This window comes from Bradyrhizobium yuanmingense, assembly GCF_900094575.1.
GTDB lineage: Bacteria > Pseudomonadota > Alphaproteobacteria > Rhizobiales > Xanthobacteraceae > Bradyrhizobium > Bradyrhizobium yuanmingense.
This window is the reverse complement of the sequence record NZ_FMAE01000004.1, coordinates 200,389-220,003: the sequence shown is the minus strand read 5'-3', so window position 1 is coordinate 220,003 and position 19,615 is coordinate 200,389. Positions and strand designations below refer to the sequence as shown.

General features: G+C 63.6%; 20 protein-coding genes and 1 pseudogene. 12 read left to right on the top strand and 9 right to left on the bottom strand.

The genetic code is table 11. From position 1 onward, the window contains the following. Positions 1–255: 255 nt before the first annotated feature. On the top strand, positions 256–549 hold the full coding sequence (locus GA0061099_RS14520) for a hypothetical protein (RefSeq protein ID WP_036001478.1): 294 nt from the start codon (positions 256–258) through the stop codon (positions 547–549). 139 nt (positions 550–688) lie between these two features. Beyond that, positions 689–1,858, top strand: coding sequence for a DUF2865 domain-containing protein (locus GA0061099_RS14515; RefSeq protein ID WP_074447864.1), 1,170 nt, complete (start codon positions 689–691; stop codon positions 1,856–1,858). Between the two features lie 52 nt (positions 1,859–1,910). Here the strand turns inward: GA0061099_RS14515 and GA0061099_RS14510 are convergent, their stop codons facing one another. Continuing rightward, a complete protein-coding gene (locus tag GA0061099_RS14510) occupies positions 1,911–2,816 on the bottom strand; it encodes a DUF2189 domain-containing protein (RefSeq protein WP_036001493.1) in 906 nt (301 codons plus the stop codon). 526 nt (positions 2,817–3,342) lie between these two features. Between GA0061099_RS14510 and GA0061099_RS14505 the strand changes: the two genes are divergently transcribed. The 5 genes from GA0061099_RS14505 to GA0061099_RS14485 all read left to right on the top strand — a co-directional run bounded on the left by GA0061099_RS14505 (position 3,343) and on the right by GA0061099_RS14485 (position 7,867). After that, a complete protein-coding gene (locus GA0061099_RS14505) occupies positions 3,343–4,176 on the top strand; it encodes a cytochrome c oxidase subunit II (RefSeq protein ID WP_036022267.1) in 834 nt (277 codons plus the stop codon). A 73-nt stretch (positions 4,177–4,249) separates the two neighbouring features. Further along, positions 4,250–6,028: a cbb3-type cytochrome c oxidase subunit I gene (locus tag GA0061099_RS14500; protein WP_036001499.1), complete on the top strand. Its 1,779-nt coding sequence runs from the start codon at positions 4,250–4,252 to the stop codon at positions 6,026–6,028. After that, the gene (locus GA0061099_RS14495) at positions 6,025–6,729 is read left to right on the top strand and encodes a cytochrome c oxidase subunit 3 (RefSeq protein ID WP_036022264.1); all 705 of its coding nucleotides are present in this window, start codon (positions 6,025–6,027) and stop codon (positions 6,727–6,729) included. Before GA0061099_RS14500 ends, GA0061099_RS14495 begins: the two co-directional genes overlap by 4 nt. A gap of 13 nt (positions 6,730–6,742) precedes the next feature. After that, positions 6,743–7,465 (top strand): heme-copper oxidase subunit III family protein, encoded by a 723-nt coding sequence (locus tag GA0061099_RS14490; protein WP_036001504.1) that lies wholly within the window; start codon positions 6,743–6,745, stop codon positions 7,463–7,465. Between the two features lie 9 nt (positions 7,466–7,474). Continuing rightward, positions 7,475–7,867: a cytochrome C oxidase subunit IV family protein gene (locus GA0061099_RS14485; RefSeq protein ID WP_036022261.1), complete on the top strand. Its 393-nt coding sequence runs from the start codon at positions 7,475–7,477 to the stop codon at positions 7,865–7,867. A gap of 25 nt (positions 7,868–7,892) precedes the next feature. Here the strand turns inward: GA0061099_RS14485 and GA0061099_RS14480 are convergent, their stop codons facing one another. From GA0061099_RS14480 to GA0061099_RS14470, 3 genes are all read right to left on the bottom strand, one after another. Beyond that, positions 7,893–9,650, bottom strand: coding sequence for an NAD+ synthase (locus GA0061099_RS14480; protein ID WP_036022259.1), 1,758 nt, complete (start codon positions 9,648–9,650; stop codon positions 7,893–7,895). Positions 9,651–9,864: 214 nt separating this feature from the next. After that, positions 9,865–10,218: a diacylglycerol kinase gene (locus tag GA0061099_RS14475; protein ID WP_036001513.1), complete on the bottom strand. Its 354-nt coding sequence runs from the start codon at positions 10,216–10,218 to the stop codon at positions 9,865–9,867. Between the two features lie 4 nt (positions 10,219–10,222). Further along, positions 10,223–11,611, bottom strand: a complete 1,389-nt coding sequence (locus tag GA0061099_RS14470; RefSeq protein WP_036022257.1) for a class II 3-deoxy-7-phosphoheptulonate synthase — start codon at positions 11,609–11,611, stop codon at positions 10,223–10,225. Between the two features lie 181 nt (positions 11,612–11,792). On the opposite strand from GA0061099_RS14470, the gene GA0061099_RS14465 reads away from it, so the two are divergent. Beyond that, positions 11,793–12,689 (top strand): alpha/beta hydrolase family protein, encoded by an 897-nt coding sequence (locus tag GA0061099_RS14465; protein ID WP_036022252.1) that lies wholly within the window; start codon positions 11,793–11,795, stop codon positions 12,687–12,689. A gap of 69 nt (positions 12,690–12,758) precedes the next feature. Here the strand turns inward: GA0061099_RS14465 and GA0061099_RS14460 are convergent, their stop codons facing one another. The 5 genes from GA0061099_RS14460 to GA0061099_RS14440 all read right to left on the bottom strand — a co-directional run bounded on the left by GA0061099_RS14460 (position 12,759) and on the right by GA0061099_RS14440 (position 15,317). Further along, a complete protein-coding gene (locus GA0061099_RS14460; protein ID WP_036022250.1) occupies positions 12,759–13,022 on the bottom strand; it encodes a hypothetical protein in 264 nt (87 codons plus the stop codon). 202 nt (positions 13,023–13,224) lie between these two features. Further along, a complete protein-coding gene (locus tag GA0061099_RS14455; protein WP_036022249.1) occupies positions 13,225–13,809 on the bottom strand; it encodes a TIGR00645 family protein in 585 nt (194 codons plus the stop codon). 31 nt (positions 13,810–13,840) lie between these two features. Continuing rightward, complete coding sequence (locus GA0061099_RS14450) at positions 13,841–14,488, bottom strand: TerC family protein (protein WP_036022248.1); 648 nt, start codon at positions 14,486–14,488, stop codon at positions 13,841–13,843. Further along, entirely contained in the window at positions 14,485–14,847 is a 363-nt protein-coding gene (locus tag GA0061099_RS14445) for a hypothetical protein (protein ID WP_036022245.1), read from the bottom strand. Before GA0061099_RS14445 ends, GA0061099_RS14450 begins: the two co-directional genes overlap by 4 nt. A 2-nt stretch (positions 14,848–14,849) precedes the next feature. Further along, positions 14,850–15,317 carry a tellurite resistance TerB family protein gene (locus GA0061099_RS14440; RefSeq protein ID WP_036022243.1) on the bottom strand — a complete coding sequence of 156 codons (468 nt, stop codon included), beginning with the start codon at positions 15,315–15,317 and terminating at the stop codon, positions 14,850–14,852. Between the two features lie 359 nt (positions 15,318–15,676). Between GA0061099_RS14440 and GA0061099_RS14435 the strand changes: the two are divergent. The 4 genes and pseudogenes from GA0061099_RS14435 (at position 15,677) to GA0061099_RS14420 (ending at position 19,464) form a co-directional block, all read left to right on the top strand. Then, positions 15,677–16,503: pseudogene (locus GA0061099_RS14435) on the top strand (class II glutamine amidotransferase). 18 nt (positions 16,504–16,521) lie between these two features. Next, the gene (locus GA0061099_RS14430) at positions 16,522–17,751 is read left to right on the top strand and encodes a carboxylate-amine ligase (RefSeq protein ID WP_036022239.1); all 1,230 of its coding nucleotides are present in this window, start codon (positions 16,522–16,524) and stop codon (positions 17,749–17,751) included. A 63-nt stretch (positions 17,752–17,814) separates the two neighbouring features. Beyond that, positions 17,815–18,000 (top strand): hypothetical protein, encoded by a 186-nt coding sequence (locus tag GA0061099_RS14425; RefSeq protein WP_036022282.1) that lies wholly within the window; start codon positions 17,815–17,817, stop codon positions 17,998–18,000. A gap of 324 nt (positions 18,001–18,324) precedes the next feature. Continuing rightward, positions 18,325–19,464, top strand: a complete 1,140-nt coding sequence (locus GA0061099_RS14420; protein ID WP_036022237.1) for a hypothetical protein — start codon at positions 18,325–18,327, stop codon at positions 19,462–19,464. Positions 19,465–19,615: the final 151 nt, after the last annotated feature.

Here is a 19,615-nt window from a genome sequence, read left to right as displayed (position 1 = left end):
CTCAATGTGTTTGAGAAAAGACGGCTCCAGCCAGCGAATCGCTAGCTCGTAATCTCGCGGCAAATGGCGCAAATGGCGAGGAGACCGTTCATGCGGCCACATATGGGCCACCACGGGCCCCGGCGTCAAGGGCCGCGAAAATGCCGTTTTTGCCTCCGCAAGGGGCGCGGCCTGCCTTAAGGCTTCATGATCCCCTAACCATTTGAGCCCATTCTGAAACCCGCGGTTCCCTAGTTTTTTGCCCCCGGTATTTTCATGCGATCCCTGCTCGCGCTCATTTTCAGCGCCTCGCTCCTTGCAGCACCTCAGGCGTGCGCCGAGACCCGCGTCTTCATCATCGCCGACCAGTGCCTGTCCAAGAACGACACCAAGGGCGACACATGCGGCGCCTCCGCCGCGCGCACCTATTGTCAGTCACGAGATTTTGCAAAGGCATCAGGCTATCGCCGGGTCGATCCCGACGAAATTACCGGCTCCGTCCCCAAAACCGGCACAAACTGCTCCCATGGCCATTGCGACGAATATGTCGCAATCACCTGCCAGCGCTGAATTCCCTCGGAGCTGGCGGACCTTAGGACCAGTTCGGCCCCTGAAACGACGTGACGATGCCGCGGGAAGCGGCTATTGGAGGGCGCGCTTCGGCCCCCACCTCACTTGGATGATCACGCTGGGCCGTGACCTCGCTAGAATGGCGGATATGCCTGAATTCTTCTCTCTCCTCCGTGCCCGCTCCCTCCTTGCTTGCACCGTGCTCCTCGGCACACTCGTGCTCGCCGATGGCGCTTTGGCGCAGGCCGGCCCGCCGCCCCAGCCCGGCCAGAACGGGCTCGGACCGAACCCGATGTGCGTGCGGCTGGAAGCCCAACTCGCCGCGCTCGATCGCGGCGGAGGTGATGCCGCGCGCGAAGAGCAGATCCGCCGCTACCAGGATTCCCAGGCCAAGCAGCAGGCCGAGCTCGACCGTGTCACCATGCAGGCCAAGCGCATGGGCTGTGATTCCTCCGGCTTCTTCTCGCTGTTCAACGGCCAGTCGGCGCAGTGCGGCCCGGTCAACACCCAGATCCAGCAGATGCGCGCCAATCTGGACCAGATCACCGGCAGTCTGGAGCGGCTGCGCGGCGGTCCCGGCGCCAACCCGGAGCGCGACAACCAGCGCCGCTCGGTGCTGATGGCGCTGGCGCAGAACAATTGCGGCCCGCAATATGCCAATGCCGTGCAGCAGCAGGGCGGCGGCAACTTCCTCAGCAATCTGTTCGGCGGCAACAACCCGAACAATCCGCAGGCCATGCCGCCCTCCGATCTCGGCCCGCAATCCGGCACCTTCCGCACCGTCTGCGTGCGCACCTGCGACGGCGCCTATTTCCCGATCTCCTTTGCCACCGTGCCGGCGCGCTTCCCTGACGATGAGAAGACCTGCAAGGCGCTGTGCCCGGCCGCGGAAGCCGTGCTCTACAGCCATCGCAATCCCGGCGAGGATATGAACGCTGCGGTCTCGATCGGCGGCCAGCCCTACACGGCGCTGCCGACCGCATTCAAATTCCGCAGCGAGTTCAACCCTTCCTGCTCCTGCAAGGCGGCGGGACAGACCTGGGCGGATGCGCTGAAATCGGCCGATGACAAGGCCGCGGCCGAGCAGCAGGGCGACATCATCGTCACCGAGGAAAGCGCCAGGAAGATGCAGCAGCAACGACTCAACAAGGGCGCGCCGCAGCCTGCCAATGCCAAGAAAGGCGCGGCTCCTGCGCCAGCAACTGCTGCCGCACCGGTCGCCACGCCACCCGCGGACGCGAGCCCCGCGTCGGAGAACAAGCCGATCCGCTCGGTCGGCCCCACCTTCCTGCCGCAGCAGCAGAAGTAGGCCGTCGCTCTGTCATGCTCCGCGCGGGCGTCCCAGCGCGGCCGTTCCGCTGTTACGGCTCGCCCTCGCGGCTCCACGGGAAGAGATTGGCCGGAAAGTCTGCTGCGTAGCGCCTGCCCTTCCGGGGCGGAAGCGGTGCATCCGGTGGGTTCGGATTGGGCTCGACCACCCGCCGATAGAGGTGCCAGGTGGCATGACCGAGCACCGGCAGAACGACGGCGAGACCGACGAAGAGCGGCAGCGAGCCGATCACGAGCAGAGCCGCCACGATGAGGCCCCATCCGGCCATCGCAACCGGATTCGCCGCCACCGCTCGGAGCGACGTGCGGATCGCGTCGATCGCCGTCGCATGACGGTCCAGCATCAACGGAAATGACACGACGCTAACGCACAATGCCACAACCGCAAACAGGAAGCCGACACCGCAACCGATGATGATGAGCGACCAGCCTTCGGGTGTCGTCAGCACGCGCGTTGCGAAGTCGGGTATGCTTGCGGCCGCAGCGTGACCGAAGATCGCGACATAGATTGCGTTCGCGGCACCGATCCAGGCCCCGAACAGGACCAGCAGGAGCACGCCGAGTTCGACCATGGCGCCGAACGACGGTGCGCGCAGCACCTTGATCGCATCCCATGCTTCGACCTCTTCGCCGCGCTCGCGACGACGGCTGAGTTCGTAGAGACCGATCGCGGCAAAAGGACCGATCAAGGCAAAGCCGGCGGCCAGCGGAAACAGTAGCGGCAGCACCGAATAGCCGAGCACCATCCTGAACAGGACGAGACCGAGAACGGGATAAATCAGGCACACGACGATCGCGTGACTCGGCATCGCCTGGAAATCACCCCAACCCAGGCGCAGGACCTCGGTCAGGTCGGACAAGCTTATCTTGCGAATGGGATAGGAGGTCGCTTCGCCGAATGCGCGCCGCCTGATGTCGTGGGAGTACAGAGTGGCCATGTACGGACCCTCCCGAGCTGAAAATCGCGGTTTTCGACAACACGCGCTCTTCAGCCACGCGTGTCCGCCTGACGAGCAGGAAACGCGATGGGTCTGGTACGGCAACCCAGGTTCAGTAACCGAGCCTGGCCGGACGGAACCCGTCGCGACCTGCCCGGCAAGCTTAGCGCGCGCGGAGCACGACTGCACTCACGGTTGGGTGAATTGCGCACCAGCACGGATTTGTGCGTTGCATCACCCAAACCGAACAATGGGCACCGGATGCTTGTCGGTTTGCCAGCACCGGCAATCACACCAATTCGGGCACCTCTATTGCTCTATTGACGCCGGATTAGGCTGGGATCATTTTAGACGCAGACGCCCTTAGAGTTGAAGGTCGCGAGCGTTCTCTTGATTTCGCGATCGGTGGACTGGGCGAAGCAAGAGGCCGGCGATGGCATATGCCAAGAAAGGCCAGCCATCGCGACAGACATGAGCTCCGCCCGGGATTCGTATCCGTAGCCTTCGATGGCAAGGATGGATCAGGATGGCTGTCGCACTGATACTGCTTCTGGTCGCGATCGGCTCGGTGCTGTTTCACATCTACAGCCCGTGGTGGTGGACGCCGATCGCCACGAACTGGGCCTATATCGACCACACGATCAACATCACGTTCTGGATCACGGGCTTTGTTTTCGTCGCCGTGATCGCCTTCATGGCTTACTGCGTCTTTCGCTTTCGCCATAGAGAGGGAAGAAGGGCTGACTACAATCCGGAAAACAAAAGGCTCGAATGGTGGCTGAGCGTCGGGACCGGCATCGGCGTCGCGGCCATGCTGGCGCCTGGCCTCGTGGTCTGGCACCAGTTCGTGACGGTGCCTGCGGATGCCACCGAGATCGAGGTCATGGGCCAGCAATGGCAGTGGAGCTTCCGCCTTCCGGGCAAGGATGGGCAGTTGGGCACATCGGATGTCCGCAACATCGCTTCCGACAATCCGATGGGGCTCAATCGTGACGACCGGCACGCGCAGGACGATGTCGTGATCGAGAGCGGCGACCTGCACCTTCAAGTCGGAAAGCCGGTCAAGGTTCTCCTCCGCTCGGTTGATGTCCTGCACGATTTCTACGTGCCCGAATTCCGAGCCAAGATGGACATGGTTCCAGGCATGGTGACCTATTTCTGGATCACGCCGATCCGAACCGGAACCTTCGATGTCCTCTGTGCGGAGCTTTGTGGCACTGCTCACTATCAAATGCGGGCCAAGGTCATCGTCGACGAAGAGCGTGAATATCACGCTTGGCTGGAGCAACAAAAAACGTTCGCAGAATTATCGCCGGCAAAAGCCGTCGTGAAGACGACGTACCAATCCGGCAGCAAGTAGCAAGCTGCCGCCGAAGATAGATCGGGCGCAAGAGGCCAGCGCCTCCCCCCGATGGAACGACCGAGGAGGTTCTATGGTCGATGTTCCATATGAAGGGATCCCCGGCATCCCGCCTGCCGAAGTACCTGACGTCGAGCTCTATCATCCGCGGAGCTGGTGGACACGATATGTGTTCTCGCAGGACGCCAAGGTGATCGCCATTCAGTATTCGCTGACGGCCACGGCCATCGGGCTGGTGGCCCTGGTGCTGTCGTGGCTGATGCGGCTGCAACTGGGATTCCCCGGCACATTCTCTTTCATCGATGCCAACCAGTACCTCCAGTTCATCACCATGCACGGCATGATCATGGTGATTTACCTGCTAACTGCATTGTTCCTGGGCGGCTTCGGCAACTACCTGATCCCGCTGATGGTCGGCGCCAGGGACATGGTCTTCCCCTATGTGAACATGCTGAGCTACTGGATTTACCTGCTCGCAGTCCTGGTGCTTGCCTCGACATTCTTCGTGCCCGGTGGCCCCACCGGCGCCGGTTGGACGCTGTACCCGCCGCAAGCAATCCTTTCAGGAACGCCCGGGCAGGATTGGGGCATCCTTCTCATGCTCGCGTCCCTGATCCTGTTCATCATCGGCTTCACCATGGGCGGGCTGAACTATGTGGTCACTGTGTTGCAGGCGCGCACGCGCGGCATGACCTTGATGCGCCTGCCCCTGACGGTGTGGGGCATTTTCACGGCGACCGTTATGGCGCTCCTCGCGTTCCCTGCATTGTTCGTTGCCTCGGTCATGCTGCTGTTCGACCGTCTCTTGGGAACCAGCTTCTTCATGCCCGCTCTCCTCGAGATGGGCACGCTTTCGAAACATGGCGGCGGCAGCCCGTTGCTCTTCCAGCACCTGTTCTGGTTTTTCGGTCATCCCGAAGTCTACATCGTCGCCCTGCCCGCCTTCGGCATCGTCTCCGATCTGATCAGCACGCATGCGCGCAAGAACATCTTTGGTTATCGCATGATGGTCTGGGCGATCGTAGCCATCGGCGCGCTCAGCTTCATCGTATGGGCGCACCACATGTATGTGAGCGGCATGTTCCCGCAATTCGGGTACTTCTTCGCCACCACGACGCTCATCATCGCAATCCCCACCGCGATCAAGGTCTACAACTGGGTGCTGACCCTGTGGCGCGGCGACATTCATCTCACGGTGCCGATGCTGTTCGCCCTCGGCTTCATCGTCACCTTCGTGAACGGCGGGCTCACCGGCCTCTTCCTCGGCAACGTCGTCGTGGACGTGCCCCTCTCGGATACCATGTTCGTGGTCGCCCATTTCCACATGGTGATGGGCGTGGCGCCCATCATGGTCGTGCTCGGCGCGATCTATCATTGGTACCCAAAGGTCACGGGGCGGATGCTGAACGAGGCCATGGGCAAGTTTCACTTCTGGGTCACCTTCCTCGGCGCCTACCTGATCTTCTTCCCCATGCACTATCTTGGACTGCTCGGGGTCCCGCGCCGGTATTTCGAACTCCTGGATACGACGTTCATTCCGTCCTCGGCCCATTCACTCAACGCCTTCATCTCCGTGGTGGCCTTGATCGTCGGCTTTAGCCAGATGGTGTTCCTGTTCAACCTTGTCTGGAGCCTGTTCAAAGGTGAGGCCTCAGGCGGCAATCCGTGGCGGGCGACGACGCTGGAGTGGCAGACGCCGGAGACGCCCCCGGCGCACGGCAACTGGGGCAAGGAGCTCCCTGTCGTGTACCGCTGGGCCTATGATTACAGTGTGCCCGGTGCCGCGGAGGACTTCATTCCGCAGAACCAGCCGCCGCGTGCGACTCAGCTCGTTCAGGGAGCTGCTTCGTGAGCGCCATCATCCTGTTCCTGGCTGTGCTTGCGGTGATCGCCGGATGGTGGCTGTCGCAGCAGCGCCTGACGGCCAAGCCCTGGCTGGAGGAAGGCCCGGCCGGTGACTTCCCCGGCGGCGATGCCATAACCTGGCCGGCAGCGAAGATCGGACTTGGCGTGTTTCTCGCGGTCGCGAGCGCCTTGTTCATCCTCTTCATCAGCGCCTACTCGATGCGCATGAGCGTGGTGGACTGGCGGCCGCTGCCGGTGCCACGGCTGCTGTGGGTCAACACGGGCGTCCTGGTCCTGAGCAGTGTCGCGCTGCAATGGTCGTACGTGGCCGCGCGCCGACACGATACCGAAGGCGTCATGATCGGTCTGCTCGCGGGCGGAGCATCTGCCGTGATCTTCCTCGCCGGGCAGCTCCTGGCCTGGCAACGGCTCGGGGCTGCGGGATATTTCGTGGCGTCCAATCCATCGAATTCCTTCTTCTACCTGTTGACCGCAGTGCACGGGCTGCACCTGACGGGCGGTCTGGTGGCCTTGGGCCGAACCTCGGCCAAGATGTGGCGCGGCGCCGAGATCGCCGACATGCGCTTGAGCGTGGAGCTGTGCGCCATCTACTGGCACTTCCTGCTGTTGGTCTGGCTTGTCCTGCTCGGTCTTCTCACCGGCTGGACCGACGATTTCATCGACATCTGCCGCCAATTGCTGAGCTAGGAGGCGAGACCAGATGGCTGAGACCGTGCTGACAAATCCGGGCCAATCGCCTGCGCGGCTTGAAGGCTGGCGCGGCATCGCCGCCGACTGGGCGTCCGATCAGCGCGCCTTCAAGAACGTGTCCTGGGGCAAGGCCATGATGTGGATCTTCCTCCTCAGCGACACCTTCATCTTCAGTTGCTTCCTGCTCTCCTACATGACGGCGCGCATGTCGACGACCGTGCCGTGGCCCAATCCCAGCGAAGTCTTCGCCCTCGATATCGGGGGCAACCACATGCCCCTGATCCTGATCGCCATCATGACCTTCGTGCTGATCAGCAGCAGCGGTACGATGGCGATGGCCGTCAATTTCGGCTACCGCCGCGATCGGGTGAGAACCGCAATCCTGATGCTGGTCACTGCAGCCTTCGGCGCGACCTTCGTCGGAATGCAGGCCTTCGAATGGACCAAGCTGATCATGGAGGGCGTCCGGCCCTGGGGCAATCCATGGGGCGCCCCGCAGTTTGGTGCGAGCTTCTTCATGATCACCGGCTTCCATGGCACCCATGTGACGTTCGGTGTGATCTTCCTGATCGCCATCGCGCGAAAGGTCTTTCGTGGCGACTTCGACGTCGAGAGGCGCGGCTTCTTCACGAGCCGAAGGGGGAATTACGAGATCGTCGAGATCACGGGCCTATACTGGCACTTCGTCGATCTCGTGTGGGTGTTCATCTTTGCATTCTTCTATCTTTGGTGAGGTCGGCGCATGACAAACGCGGCGGTACACATGGAAGAGCGGCTCCACGCTCCGGCGCACGGCGCAGTCGGAACGGAAGCCGTTCACGCTGAGGGGCAACAGCACCCGATCAAGCTCTACCTCGTGGTCTGGGGCTGGTTGTTCGTCCTCAGCACGTTCTCCTACCTCGTCGACTACTTTGGCCTGCATGGCTATCTGAGGTGGTCGCTGATCCTGCTGTTCATGATGTTGAAGGCCGGCCTGATCGTCGCCGTCTTCATGCACATGGCCTGGGAGCGGCTGGCCTTGACCTATGCCATCCTGCTGCCGCCGGTCGTGGTATTCGTATTTGTGGCGATCATGGCGCTCGAATCCGAATACACGCGCTTCCTGAGGGTGCTGTTTTTCGCAACCCCGTCATAGCCCCTGCCGTCGCTCAGGCTAGGCTTCACCCCTCGAATGCGTCGATTGACGCCGTGCTTCCACGTGACACCAGCGCCTCATCCGTCGCCGGCAACGGCTGGCCCTTGTCGCGAAAACGGTTGGTGATGGGATAACGGCGGTCGCGGCCGAAATTCCTCGGTGTCACCTTCACCCCAGGCGCGGCCTGGCGGCGCTTGTATTCGGCGACGTTGAGCAGATGATCGATCCGGATCACCGTCTCGCGGTCGAAGCCGGCGGCGATGATCTGGTCGAGCGGCTCCTCGCGCTCGACCAGGCGCTCCAGGATGGCATCGAGCACGTCGTAAGGCGGCAACGAGTCCTGATCGGTCTGGTTCTCGCGCAGCTCCGCGGTCGGCGGGCGCGTGATGATGTCGGGCGGGATCACCTCGCCGGCAGGGCCGAGCGCGCCCTCCGGCTTCCAGGAATTGCGCAGGCTTGCCAGGCGGAACACCTGCGTCTTGTAGATGTCCTTGATCGGGTTGAAGCCGCCGTTCATGTCGCCATAAAGCGTGGCGTAGCCGACCGACAACTCCGACTTGTTGCCGGTCGTCACCACCATCAGCCCGGTCTTGTTGGAGATCGCCATCAGCAGCGTGCCGCGGGTGCGGGCCTGGAGGTTCTCCTCGGTGATATCGGGCGGCAGGTTCTTGAAGATGCCGGACAGGATCGTCTCGAACCCGGTCACGGCTTCGGCGATCGGCAGCACCTCGTAGCGGATGCCGAGATGGCCGGCGAGCTCGCCGGCATCCGCGATCGAATGCGGCGCGGTGTAGCGGTAAGGCAGCATCACGCCATGCACCTGGTCGACGCCGAGCGCGTCGACAGCGATCGCCGCGCAGAGCGCCGAATCGATGCCGCCGGAGATGCCGAGCAGCACGCCTGGAAAGCCGTTCTTGGCGACGTAGTCGCGTAAGCCCAGCACGCAGGCGGCGTAGTCGGCCTTGTCGCGCTCGGGCAGCTCGGCGATCGGCCCGCTGCAGCGCCAGTCGTCGCCGTTTCTGCTGAAGCGCAGCGTGACGATGCCTTCTTCGAAGGCCGGCAGCTGCGCCGCGAGCGAGAGATCGCCATTGAGCGCGAAGGATGCGCCGTCGAACACGAGCTCGTCCTGGCCGCCGACCTGGTTGAGATAGACCAGCGGCAGCCCGCTCTCTGTGACGCGCGCCACCGCGACCGACAGGCGCACGTCGTTCTTGTCGCGGGCGTAAGGCGAGCCGTTCGGCACCAGGATGATCTCGGCGCCGGTCTCGGCCAGCGTCTCGACCACGTTCTCGTAATCCTCGGACTCTTCCAGCCAGATGTCCTCGCAGATCGGCACACCGATGCGCACGCCGCGCACAGTGACGGGACCGGCGGCAGGGCCGCGCGAAAACAGCCGCTTCTCGTCGAACACGCCGTAATTCGGCAGGTTGCACTTGAAACGCAGGCTCGCGATGCGCCCGCCGTCGAGCAGCGCACAGGCATTGTAGAGCATGCCCTCCTCGACCCAGGGCGTGCCGACCAGCATCGCAGGCCCGCCATCGGCGGTCTCGCGCGCGAGGCTTTCGATCGCGGCGCGGCAGGCGGCCTGGAAGGCGGGCTTCTGCACCAGGTCTTCCGGCGGATAGCCGGCGATGAACAGTTCTGGAAACAACACGAGATCGGCGCCGTCGGACTTGGCCTGCGCCCGCGCCGCGCGCGCCTTGGCCGCATTGCCCTCCACGTCGCCCATGGTCGGATTGAGCTGGGCGAGCGTGACCGCGAATGTGTCGAGACGTTCGGTCATCGCGCGCTCGCTTTCACCTCTCCCGAAGGGAGAGGTCGAATTGCGTCGGAGATGCAATTCGGGTGAGGGGTTACGGTGTCTCGTGGGAGCTGAGCCCCCTCACCCGATTTGAGCTCGACGATGCTCCGCATCGCGAGACACAAATCGACCTCTCCCCGTTGGGGAGAGGTGAAGGGACCTCGGACACCCACGCGCAATGGATTGTCTCCGCGCTCTAGAGGAACCCCAATCGCTCGATGATGGCAATGATCCAGAACGCGCCGGTCATCAAGAGCGCAACGCCAACCGCGGCCGAGCCCATGTCCTTGACTCGGCCGATCTGCTTGTCGTGATCCAAGGTCAGCCGGTCGGCGAGCTTCTCGATCGCGGTATTGAGCAACTCGACCGTCAGCACGAAAGCGACAGAGCACACCAATTCGACCGCGCGCATCGCGGTGGCGCCGATGAACCAGGCGAGCGGCACCGACAGCAGCAGCGCAAAGATCTCCTCGCGGACCGCCTGCTCCGACCGGAACGCAAAGGCCAGCCCGTTGCGGGAATTGATCGTGGCCTTCCAGATCCGCAGCAAGGTCTTACAGCCCCGCTGCGGCCGGAATCGGCTGAGCCTTGCCGGCGCGCTCCTGCTTGAGCAGCTCCGCGACCAGGAAGGCCATATCGATGGATTGCTCGGCGTTGAGGCGGGGATCGCAGACCGTGTGGTAGCGATCGTTGAGATCCTCATCCGTGATCGCGCGGGCGCCGCCGAGACATTCGGTGACGTCCTGGCCGGTCATCTCCAGATGCACGCCGCCGGCATGGGTGCCCTCGGCGGCGTGGACCGCGAAGAACGACTTGACCTCGGACAGGATGCGGTCGAACGGGCGAGTCTTGTAGCCGGACGTCGAGGTGATGGTGTTGCCGTGCATGGGATCGCAGGACCAGACCACCACCCGGCCCTCGCGCTTCACGGCACGGACCATGTTCGGCAGATGCTCGCCGATCTTGTCGGAGCCGAAGCGGCCGATCAGCGTCAGCCGGCCCGGCTCGTTGTCGGGATTGAGCACGTCGATCAGCTTCAGCAGCTCGTCCACCTTGAGCGAGGGGCCGCACTTCAGCCCGATCGGATTCTTGATGCCGCGGAAATATTCGACATGGCCGTGATCGAGCTGGCGGGTGCGGTCGCCGATCCAGATCATGTGGCCCGAGGTCGCGTACCAGTCGCCGGTGGTGGAATCGACGCGGGTCATGGCCTGCTCGTAGCCGAGCAGCAGCGCCTCATGGCTGGTGTAGAAATCGGTGGCACGCAGCTCCGGATGGCTCTCGAGGTCGAGGCCGCAGGCGCGCATGAAGTTGAGCGCGTCCGAGATGCGGTCGGCCAGCTCCTTGTAGCGGCGTGACTGCGGGCTATCCTTGAGGAAACCCAGCATCCATTGATGCACGCTGCCGAGATTGGCGAAGCCGCCGGTGGCGAACGCGCGGAGCAGGTTCAGCGTCGCGGCGGACTGGCGATAGGCCATCAGCTGGCGCTGCGGATCGGGAATGCGCGCTTCGCTGGTGAAGGCGATGTCGTTGACGATGTCGCCGCGATAGCTCGGCAGCTCGACGCCATTCACCTTCTCGGTCGCCGACGAGCGCGGTTTCGCGAACTGGCCGGCGATGCGGCCGACCTTCACCACCGGCACCGCGCCGGCATAGGTCAGCACCACCGCCATCTGCAGCAGCACGCGGAAGAAGTCGCGAATGTTGTTGGCGCCGTGCTCGGCGAAGCTCTCGGCGCAGTCGCCGCCCTGCAGCAGGAAGGCCTCGCCGGCCGCAACGCGGCCCAAGGCCTTCTTCAGATTGCGCGCCTCGCCTGCGAACACCAGCGGCGGAAAGGTCGCAAGCTGCGCCTCGACGTCGGCCAAAGCCCTGGCGTCGGGATATTCGGGCACCTGTAGCACCGGCTTGCTGCGCCAGGACTCGGGCGTCCACCGCTCGGACATCGCAATCTCTCCGTGAAGCAAAAACCACAACCTGATCTAGGGGTTGCGAGGGCCGCCTTATACACAGGCCGGCCACGCCCCGCCAGTTGTAAATCCATTTCGCAGCGCAAACCCTTGCGGCCAAAGCCGAATTCGCATTTGCTTGGGCAGGCTTGAGGAATCCGACAGGACACCGACCGCCATGGGCGCGGCACTGGATGACGTTTTCATCGACGAGATCAGCTTCCCGGCAGCCGACGGCTATGCCCTGACCGGCACCCTGTTCCTGCCGCGCAGCGCCAAGCGCCATGCCGTCCTGATCAATTCGGCGACCGCCGTGCCGCGAAAGATCTATCGGGGCTTTGCCTCCTACCTCGCCCATCGCGGCTGCGCGGTGCTGACCTACGATTATCGCGGCATCGGCGATTCCCGCCTGCCGGCGATGGTCGGCTACAACCAGCCGAAATCGCTGGTCGGCTTCAAGGCCTCGATGTCGGACTGGGCCGCGCTCGACGTCACCGCCGCGGTCAGTTGGATGCGCGAGCGCTATCATGCCCTGCCGCTCGCCTATATCGGCCATTCCTTCGGCGGCCAGGCGCTCGGGCTGATCGCGAACAACAGCGAGATCTCGCGCGCGGCCTTGGTGGCCTCGCAGGCCGCGACATGGCGGTTGATGACCTCGCCGGAAAAATACCGGGTCTACGCCTTCATGAATTTTGTCGGCGTGCCGCTGGTCCATGCACTCGGTTACGCACCGGGCTGGGCCGGCGTCGGCGAGGATTTGCCCAAGGGCGTCTTCCTGCAATGGACCGAATGGGTCTCGAGCCCGCGCTATCTGTTCGATTCAAAGCTGCCGGCACTCGAGAACTTCGCCAGGTTCAAGGGCGAGCTGCGCTCCCTATGCTTCTCCGACGATCCCTGGGCGACGCGGCCCGCGGTCGAGTTGCTCGCGAGCGGATTCACTGCGATCAAGCCGGAGGTGCTGATGGTCAAACCGTCCGACGTCGGCGCCAAGGGAATAGGCCATTTCGGCTTCTTCCGCCCCGAGCACCGCGACACGCTGTGGCGCGGCGTCGCGGAATGGATTCAGGGGGAATGAGGCTCTTCACCTCTCCCGAAGGGAGAGGTATAGCGGAGCTAGCCGCCCGACCCCCCGCCTCATCATCCACTAGCGGATGATCGTCGTCAGCGACGAGTAGCGCCGGTTCGGCTTGGCGTCGCTAGGTGCGAACTGCGCGAAGGCGTCGCTGACGCGCACCGCCGGCGGCGTGTCGCTCGCGAACCGAAACTCCTCCGGCCGCGGTGCGTAGAAGCTTGCGCGGTAATAAGCGTCGTCGAAGCGCGCCTCGCCGACGCCGAACAATGCGTCACAGACCAGCAGGAGCGCGTAGACTCCCGCGACCGCTGCGACGATCTCCCTGAGAATTGTCATGCCCGATGCCCTGCCCTTTGCGGGCAGGATGCAGATCGGTTCCAAAGGCCTGGTTTAAGGCGCCCGGCTTCTTGTCGGCAGCGTTTGCCGGCACTGAACCGATTGCAGACAATTTTATCGATCTCGAAAGAGAGCCCGCCCAACCGGACGATCAGGCGGGCTCCAGGATTGGCCGCTCGGGAGGTATCGGGCGGCCAGCTTATCAGCCGTGCTCGGCCGCCTTGCGATGGCCGCTCTCGCTGAGGCGGTCGACCCAGGCGATGCCGACCGCCGAGACGATGAAGGTCATATGAATCAGCACCTGCCACATTACCCCGCTCTCGGTGAAATTGCTGCGGGTCGTGCCGAGATTGCCGGCCTCGATGAAGGTCCTGAGCAGCGAGATCGAGGAGATGCCGATGATCGCCATTGCGAGCTTGATCTTGAGCACGCTGGCATTGACGTGACCGAGCCATTCCGGCTCGTCCGGATGGCCGCTGAGGTTCAGCCGGGAAACGAAGGTCTCGTATCCACCCACGATTACCATGATCAGAAGGTTCGAGATCATGACGACGTCGATCAGCCCGAGCACGACCAGCATGATCTGCTGCTCGCTGGCGTCGAACGAATGCAAGACGAGGTGCCAGAGCTCCTTCAGGAACAACAGCACATAGACGGACTGGGCGACAATGAGGCCAACATAGAGCGGCAGCTGCAGCCAGCGCGAGCCGAAGATCAGCTTCGGAAGCAGGCCGACCGGCGGCAACGGCGCGGCCCGCGCCGAAGGTGCTTTGGGTTCAGACGTCATTGATCACTCCGGACTGCGGTAGATTGTCGCCTCAGAGACTCGCAATCACCGGTGCAAGTTCCAGCGTGCCGCGATAGATCATCTCAAACGAGACGTAAAGGATGATGGCGAGGCCGACATAGGCCACCCAGCGCTGCTTCTGGAGCAAACGGCCAAGCAGATCCGCGGCAACGCCCATCATCCCAACCGACAAGAGCAGGCCGAAGGCCAGGATGTAGGGATGCTCCCGCGCGGCGCCCGCGACCGCGAGCACGTTGTCGAGCGACATCGACACGTCGGCGGCGACGATCTGCACCGCCGCTTGGCCGAAAGTCTTCTGCGTTACCGGCTGCTGTACCGGCGCAGCACCTGCGCCGTTACTATCGAATGCGAGTTCTTTCGAATGCGCGGCCTGCTCGCGCAGCTCGCGCCACATCTTCCAGCAGACCCAGAGCAGCAACACGCCGCCGGCGAGCAGAAGGCCGATCACTTGCAGAAGCTGGGTCGCAACGCCGGCGAAGGCGATACGCAGTGCGGTGGCAGCGGCGATACCGACGATGATGGCGCGGCGGCGCTGCTCGGCCGGCAGGCCGGCAGCCGCAAGGCCGATGACGACGGCATTGTCGCCGGCGAGCACGAGATCGATCAGGATGACTTGAAACAGCGCGGACAGCGCTTCGGCGGTGATGAGTTCAGTCATGATTGATCATTCCTAGAGGCAGACGGATCGAGCCAATGCGGCTTGCGCCGCTCGATCCAGTCGAAGACTTTTGAACGGGAGGAGCGCAGCGCAGGCACGTCCTCGGCGAGCAGAGCAAGGCCGAGCGGCAGCATCCAGACGCCGAGCACCGGGAGGATGGAGAGCACACCGCCGACGACCAGCAGCGTGCCCGAGGGGATCCTGACCCAGCGGCTGGACGGCTTGAGCAGATAGGTCAGGGTGTCGCTCATGCGCGGCGGCAGGCGGTCGACGAGCTTGGCCAGGCGCGGGTCTCCACCAGCGATCTGCTCGGTGTTCCCCTCGGTTTGCCTGGCGCGCTCGTTCGAAATCGTGCTCATGCTTACCCCTTCGAGGCGGCGTGCAGCTTGGGGCCCGGCGCACTCGCCCCGACCGGCTTCGCGCGCGGCAGCACCAGCGTCAGCAAGCGCAACAATTTAATCGCCTGGACTTCGTGGGGATGTACGTCCTCGTCTGCGGCAGCAACGCGCTCCGACAGCTCCACCAGATGCGACGACAGCGGCAGGTTCGAAACCGGTCGCAGCGTATCGATCACGACGTTGGCAAAATCCGGCTCTTCGAGCCGTTCGGCGAGTTCGTCGAACATCGCACGGAGCCGTTCGTCGCCGATGTGCGGCGCCAGCTTGCGGTCTCTGATGAAACGGATCACCTCGTCGCGTTCGACGGGTGAGACGCGCCGGTCAGCAACCGCTACCAGGGCGCCCACGATCACCACGGCCGCCGCGGCCTGCTCATTCAGGCTGGACGGTTCCGTGATCTCGATCGAATTTGAGGACTTGGTTCCGGACATCGTAGCTCCCTTAACTTGCGAAATAGCCGCACGGAGCTGCGATGGGGACGAATGGTCGGAGAAAACGAAACAGGGGGCCCGACAATCGGCCGATCCATCGCATTCGCGCGGGACTGGTCATCCGACATCGCGAGGTTTGCCGACGAACGTCGACGTCCTCGCCAGAGGGGCCCGGATTCTTGTTCGCTTCAGAATTATAGGTACGCCTGTCGGAATCAAGGCGGACCGGCTGCGACCAGCCGCCGCATCCGTTCGGCGTTGCGGGATCGGTCATGCAACCCTTTCGCAGCTGGAACCATGCGTCCGTGACAGGTGTTGATGCACCTCGCGACGCATCAAACCGCCTGGCAGGAACCCGCATGTGCCGCTGGATCGCATACCGGGGCGAAACCACCTCGTTCGAGCCTTATGTCACCGAACCCGAGCATTCGCTGATTGCGCAGAGCATCCGCTCGCTTCAGTCCACGGCGGGCTCGAACGGAGACGGCTTTGGTCTCGGCTGGTATGGCGAGCACCCCGAGCCGGGCCTTTATCGCGAGACGCGCCCGGCGTGGTCGGACGAAAACCTGCGCTACCTCTGCCGGCATCTGCACTCGCATCTGTTCTTCGCTCATGTGCGTGCCGCAACCGGCACGGCCGTGACGCGGCAGAATTGTCACCCCTTTGCCTGCGGGCACTGGATGTTCATGCACAACGGGTTCGTCGGGAGCTGGAATCGGCTGCGGCGCAGAGTCGAGGCGCTGATTCCCGATGCCTACTATCCGTCGCGGCTGGGCACGACGGATTCGGAAGCCGTGTTCCTGGCCATGATGGGGGCCGGTCTCGAGCACGATCCGCTCGGCGCGACACAGTCCGTGCTGCAATCCCTCATCGGATTCGTCAATGAAGGCGGGCTCGCGAACGGCTGCGCTTTACCAGCGCGATTGCCAACGGCCGCGACCTCTACGCATTTCGGGTCTCGGTGAACGATGCCGCGAACACGCTCTACTTCCGCGAGGACGGCGGGCAAGTCATCGTCGTCTCCGAGCCGTTCGATAAGGAATCGGACTGGGCGGAAGTCCCGCCGAACCACGCCCTGATCGCGCGAGCGTCCGAAGCCGTCAAAATTGTTCCGTTCGACCTTGCAATTTCCAGTACATTGGGTGCGGAACCGGCCACAATCAGACGGATTATCGCCCGCAGGTAGTGACCGCGCCGGTGGCCAATGACATTTGCTTCAGACGTTTCAAAGCTGCTGCGTCTTGCCCCCTCCGAGGACAAGCAGCATGTCGTCATCCGTTCTGCCGGCGGCGGCGGCAATCCGGCGGAATATTCCTTCGGCATCGAGGAGGAATACTTCCTCGCTGACCGCCGCAGCTTCGAGGTCGCGATCCGCACGCCCAACGAGCTGTTCGAATCGGCAAACTGGTCGACCGGCGGCCAGGCCATGCGCGAGATGCTGCAATCGCAGCTCGAGGTCGCAACCAACGTTCATGTCGACGTGAACGACGCGCGCGAGGAGCTGCGCTTCCTGCGACGCGAGGTCGCGAACGTCGCTGCGCAATACGGCTTCGTGATCATGGCCTGCGGCACGCACCCGAGCGCAGTCTGGCGCATGTCGCAGCCCAGCCCGAAACCGCGCTACGAGGAGATGATCGAGGATCTGCGCAGCATCGGCCACCGCAACATGATGTGCGGCATGCATGTGCACGTGCAGCTGCCGGATCCCGAGAAGCGCATGGCGGTGATGCGGGCCATGCTGCCGCATCTGCCGCTGTTCATCGCGCTGTCGACGTCCTCGCCGTTCTGGAATTCGCACAAGACCGGATTGAAGGGCTACCGCCTCGCGGCTTATTCCGAGCTGCCGCGCACCGGCCTGCCCGAATTGTTCGAAGGCAAGCAGGATTTCGACGCTTATGTCGGCGCGTTGCAGCGCTCCGGCGTGATCCCGGACGAAAGCCACATCTGGTGGGCAATGCGCCCCTCCATGAAGCATCCGACGCTGGAGCTTCGCGCGCCCGACACCTGCACCTTCGTCGACGACGCGGTTGCCATCGCCTCGCTCTACCGCTGCCTGACGCGGCATCTCTATCTGCGCCCTCAGCTGTCCCGGGAGGTCACTGCGGTCGAGCGCGCGATCGCGGTCGAGAACAAATGGCGCGCCCAGCGCTACGGCACCGACTGCATCTTCGCCTCCACGGACGGGCCGGTGACGATCTCGGAGCTGCTCACCGGGGTGATCGACGACATTGCGGAGGACGCAGCCGCGCTGAACTGCTCCGCCGAGATCGAACACTGCCGTACCATCGTCGCGCGCGGCAGCTCGGCGGAATTCCAGCTTCGCGCCTATCGCGACAGCGGCGACGACATCGCAGCCGTGTCACAATGGATCGCTACATCTACGCTGTCGGGAACGAGCGCGCTTATCCAACGCAGCGCTTCTGCGCCGTCATAGCGCCCCCGCAAGCTTGCGCGACGAAAATGCCATTCCTGAATTGCGGAGATCGTGGAGAAGCGCATGAACCGCACCACACCCTGCCCCGGCTGCGGCCATGCGCTTGTGCCGATGCTGACGGCCCACGGCCACACGGAGCCGAGCTGCCTCTGGTGCGAAGGCTTCGACGCGCGCGCCATGGACATGGCGAAATGGGCAGGCAGCCCGTCCGGCAAGCCCGAGCCGGCGCTTCCGCGATCATTCGACTGAACCGTGCCGGGCGCCCGTCGCGGGGGCCGGCTGCATGCGCTTTTGCAGGGCATGCCGACAAATTAGACAAGACAAGCCGCTGCGCCCACTGACGCTTGTCCGGAGAAGTCGGGCGAGTTCGGCGCCACCCATTGTCTAACCTCAGGTGCAATCTCGATTATTTGCGCGTCGCGTGCAGCCGGCGGACCAGCGCGCCGCATTGCGCTCCGGCTGGCCTGAAATTCGCAAGACTGCATCAGGCCAAGTCCCTGCCCGGCCAGATGAGGAGCGGCCAGTCACGTGCGCTCGGCTTCCGGGATGAATGGCCTCAGATCGGAGAATGCCATGAACGTGCATGCTGCCGGAGACATCAAATTCACCGGTCTCACCCATCCGAACGGCGCCCGGCTGCGCCTCAACGATCAGGACTTCGTGGCGATCGATCGCGACAAGAATGCGAATTTCGAGGCGACCTACCGGCCGCAGGCGCTCTACAACCGCGCCAACGAAGGCTTCCACGCCAACAACGAAACCTTCCTGCTGCACGAGGTCGCCACCAATCTGCCGATCTATCGGGCCGACACCGGCCCCACCGACTTCCATTTGCATCTGCCGCCGGGCGGCTTTCAGCTCGTGCTGGTCACCTCGGGCGCGTTCACCTTCGACTATGACGGCCGCTGGTACAATGTCGGCCCGGGCGCGGTGATGCTCCAAAGCGCGATCGTGCATCGCCAGCTGTTCTACACGTGGTCGGGCCTGTCGACCGAAGAGAATTTGAAGACGCCGCAGACGGTGGTGCCCGATCCGATCTCGATGGGCTATTCCGGCAAGTTTCTCGAAGCCTTCATCACCGATCCCACCACCTTTCCGAACCCGACCATTGTCGGTCCGGATCAGATCAATGAGGACGAAACGCCGCGCGTGGCCTGGAGCCATCCGCTGCATGACCGCCCGGCCGATGCCGGCTTCTGGCTTCAGGATCCCCTGGCGCTCGACGCACTGTTCAAGCCGCTCACCGATGGTTCTGTCAGATCGGCGATGCCGGTTTACGTACGCGACATCGGCATCGAGATTCCGAGCGGGCATCTCGTCACCGGCCACATCATCGCGACCGACCCGCGTGGCCACGCGCTCTTGCCGAAGAGCACGTCTGCCGCGGCGGACGCGACCCGCTTTGCCAAGGGCGAGGTCGTGATCTATCGCGTCATTCGCGGCATGGCGGAGTTCAAGAGAAAGTCCGGCGAGAGCTTTGAACTCTCTGCCGGCGACGTGGTGACGGCGGGGAAGGGTTCCATCAGCCTCACGGGTCTCGGCGAAAACACGCAGGTCCTCCGCCTCGGCCTGCTCAAGGGCATGAACGAGCTGCGCAGCTGGACGGCGACGCAGCGCGACGAGATCGACGGCCTCGCCGGTCAGATCATCACGCAAAAGGACGTGCGTCCCCTGCGCACCGAGGGCAAACCGGTCGGATATCTGTACGGCTAGGCGGCTCGCAGCTAGGGTCTTCTTCCCTTCTCCCCTTGTGGGAGAAGGTGGCGCGAAGCGCCGGATGAGGGGTTCTCTCAGCTCGTAACACTGTTCGTGAGGAGAGAGACCCCTCACCCGTCTCGCCGCTCCGCGGCGATCCACCCTCTCC

Excerpts from the sequence above, each read along its gene's own strand:
- GA0061099_RS14455 (WP_036022249.1), bottom strand. The coding sequence starts at position 13,809 with ATGACGTCTGAACCCAAAGCACCTTCGGCGCGGGCCGCGCCGTTGCCG.
- GA0061099_RS14480 (WP_036022259.1), bottom strand. The coding sequence starts at position 9,650 with ATGACCGAACGTCTCGACACATTCGCGGTCACGCTCGCCCAGCTCAAT.
- GA0061099_RS14460 (WP_036022250.1), bottom strand. The coding sequence starts at position 13,022 with ATGACAATTCTCAGGGAGATCGTCGCAGCGGTCGCGGGAGTCTACGCG.
- GA0061099_RS14490 (WP_036001504.1), top strand. The coding sequence starts at position 6,743 with ATGGCTGAGACCGTGCTGACAAATCCGGGCCAATCGCCTGCGCGGCTT.
- GA0061099_RS14445 (WP_036022245.1), bottom strand. The coding sequence starts at position 14,847 with ATGAGCACGATTTCGAACGAGCGCGCCAGGCAAACCGAGGGGAACACC.
- GA0061099_RS14440 (WP_036022243.1), bottom strand. The coding sequence starts at position 15,317 with ATGTCCGGAACCAAGTCCTCAAATTCGATCGAGATCACGGAACCGTCC.
- GA0061099_RS14450 (WP_036022248.1), bottom strand. The coding sequence starts at position 14,488 with ATGACTGAACTCATCACCGCCGAAGCGCTGTCCGCGCTGTTTCAAGTC.
- GA0061099_RS14505 (WP_036022267.1), top strand. The coding sequence starts at position 3,343 with ATGGCTGTCGCACTGATACTGCTTCTGGTCGCGATCGGCTCGGTGCTG.
- GA0061099_RS14520 (WP_036001478.1), top strand. The coding sequence starts at position 256 with ATGCGATCCCTGCTCGCGCTCATTTTCAGCGCCTCGCTCCTTGCAGCA.
- GA0061099_RS14510 (WP_036001493.1), bottom strand. The coding sequence starts at position 2,816 with ATGGCCACTCTGTACTCCCACGACATCAGGCGGCGCGCATTCGGCGAA.
- GA0061099_RS14430 (WP_036022239.1), top strand. The coding sequence starts at position 16,522 with ATGACATTTGCTTCAGACGTTTCAAAGCTGCTGCGTCTTGCCCCCTCC.
- GA0061099_RS14485 (WP_036022261.1), top strand. The coding sequence starts at position 7,475 with ATGACAAACGCGGCGGTACACATGGAAGAGCGGCTCCACGCTCCGGCG.
- GA0061099_RS14470 (WP_036022257.1), bottom strand. The coding sequence starts at position 11,611 with ATGTCCGAGCGGTGGACGCCCGAGTCCTGGCGCAGCAAGCCGGTGCTA.
- GA0061099_RS14500 (WP_036001499.1), top strand. The coding sequence starts at position 4,250 with ATGGTCGATGTTCCATATGAAGGGATCCCCGGCATCCCGCCTGCCGAA.
- GA0061099_RS14425 (WP_036022282.1), top strand. The coding sequence starts at position 17,815 with ATGAACCGCACCACACCCTGCCCCGGCTGCGGCCATGCGCTTGTGCCG.
- GA0061099_RS14465 (WP_036022252.1), top strand. The coding sequence starts at position 11,793 with ATGGGCGCGGCACTGGATGACGTTTTCATCGACGAGATCAGCTTCCCG.
- GA0061099_RS14515 (WP_074447864.1), top strand. The coding sequence starts at position 689 with ATGGCGGATATGCCTGAATTCTTCTCTCTCCTCCGTGCCCGCTCCCTC.
- GA0061099_RS14420 (WP_036022237.1), top strand. The coding sequence starts at position 18,325 with ATGAACGTGCATGCTGCCGGAGACATCAAATTCACCGGTCTCACCCAT.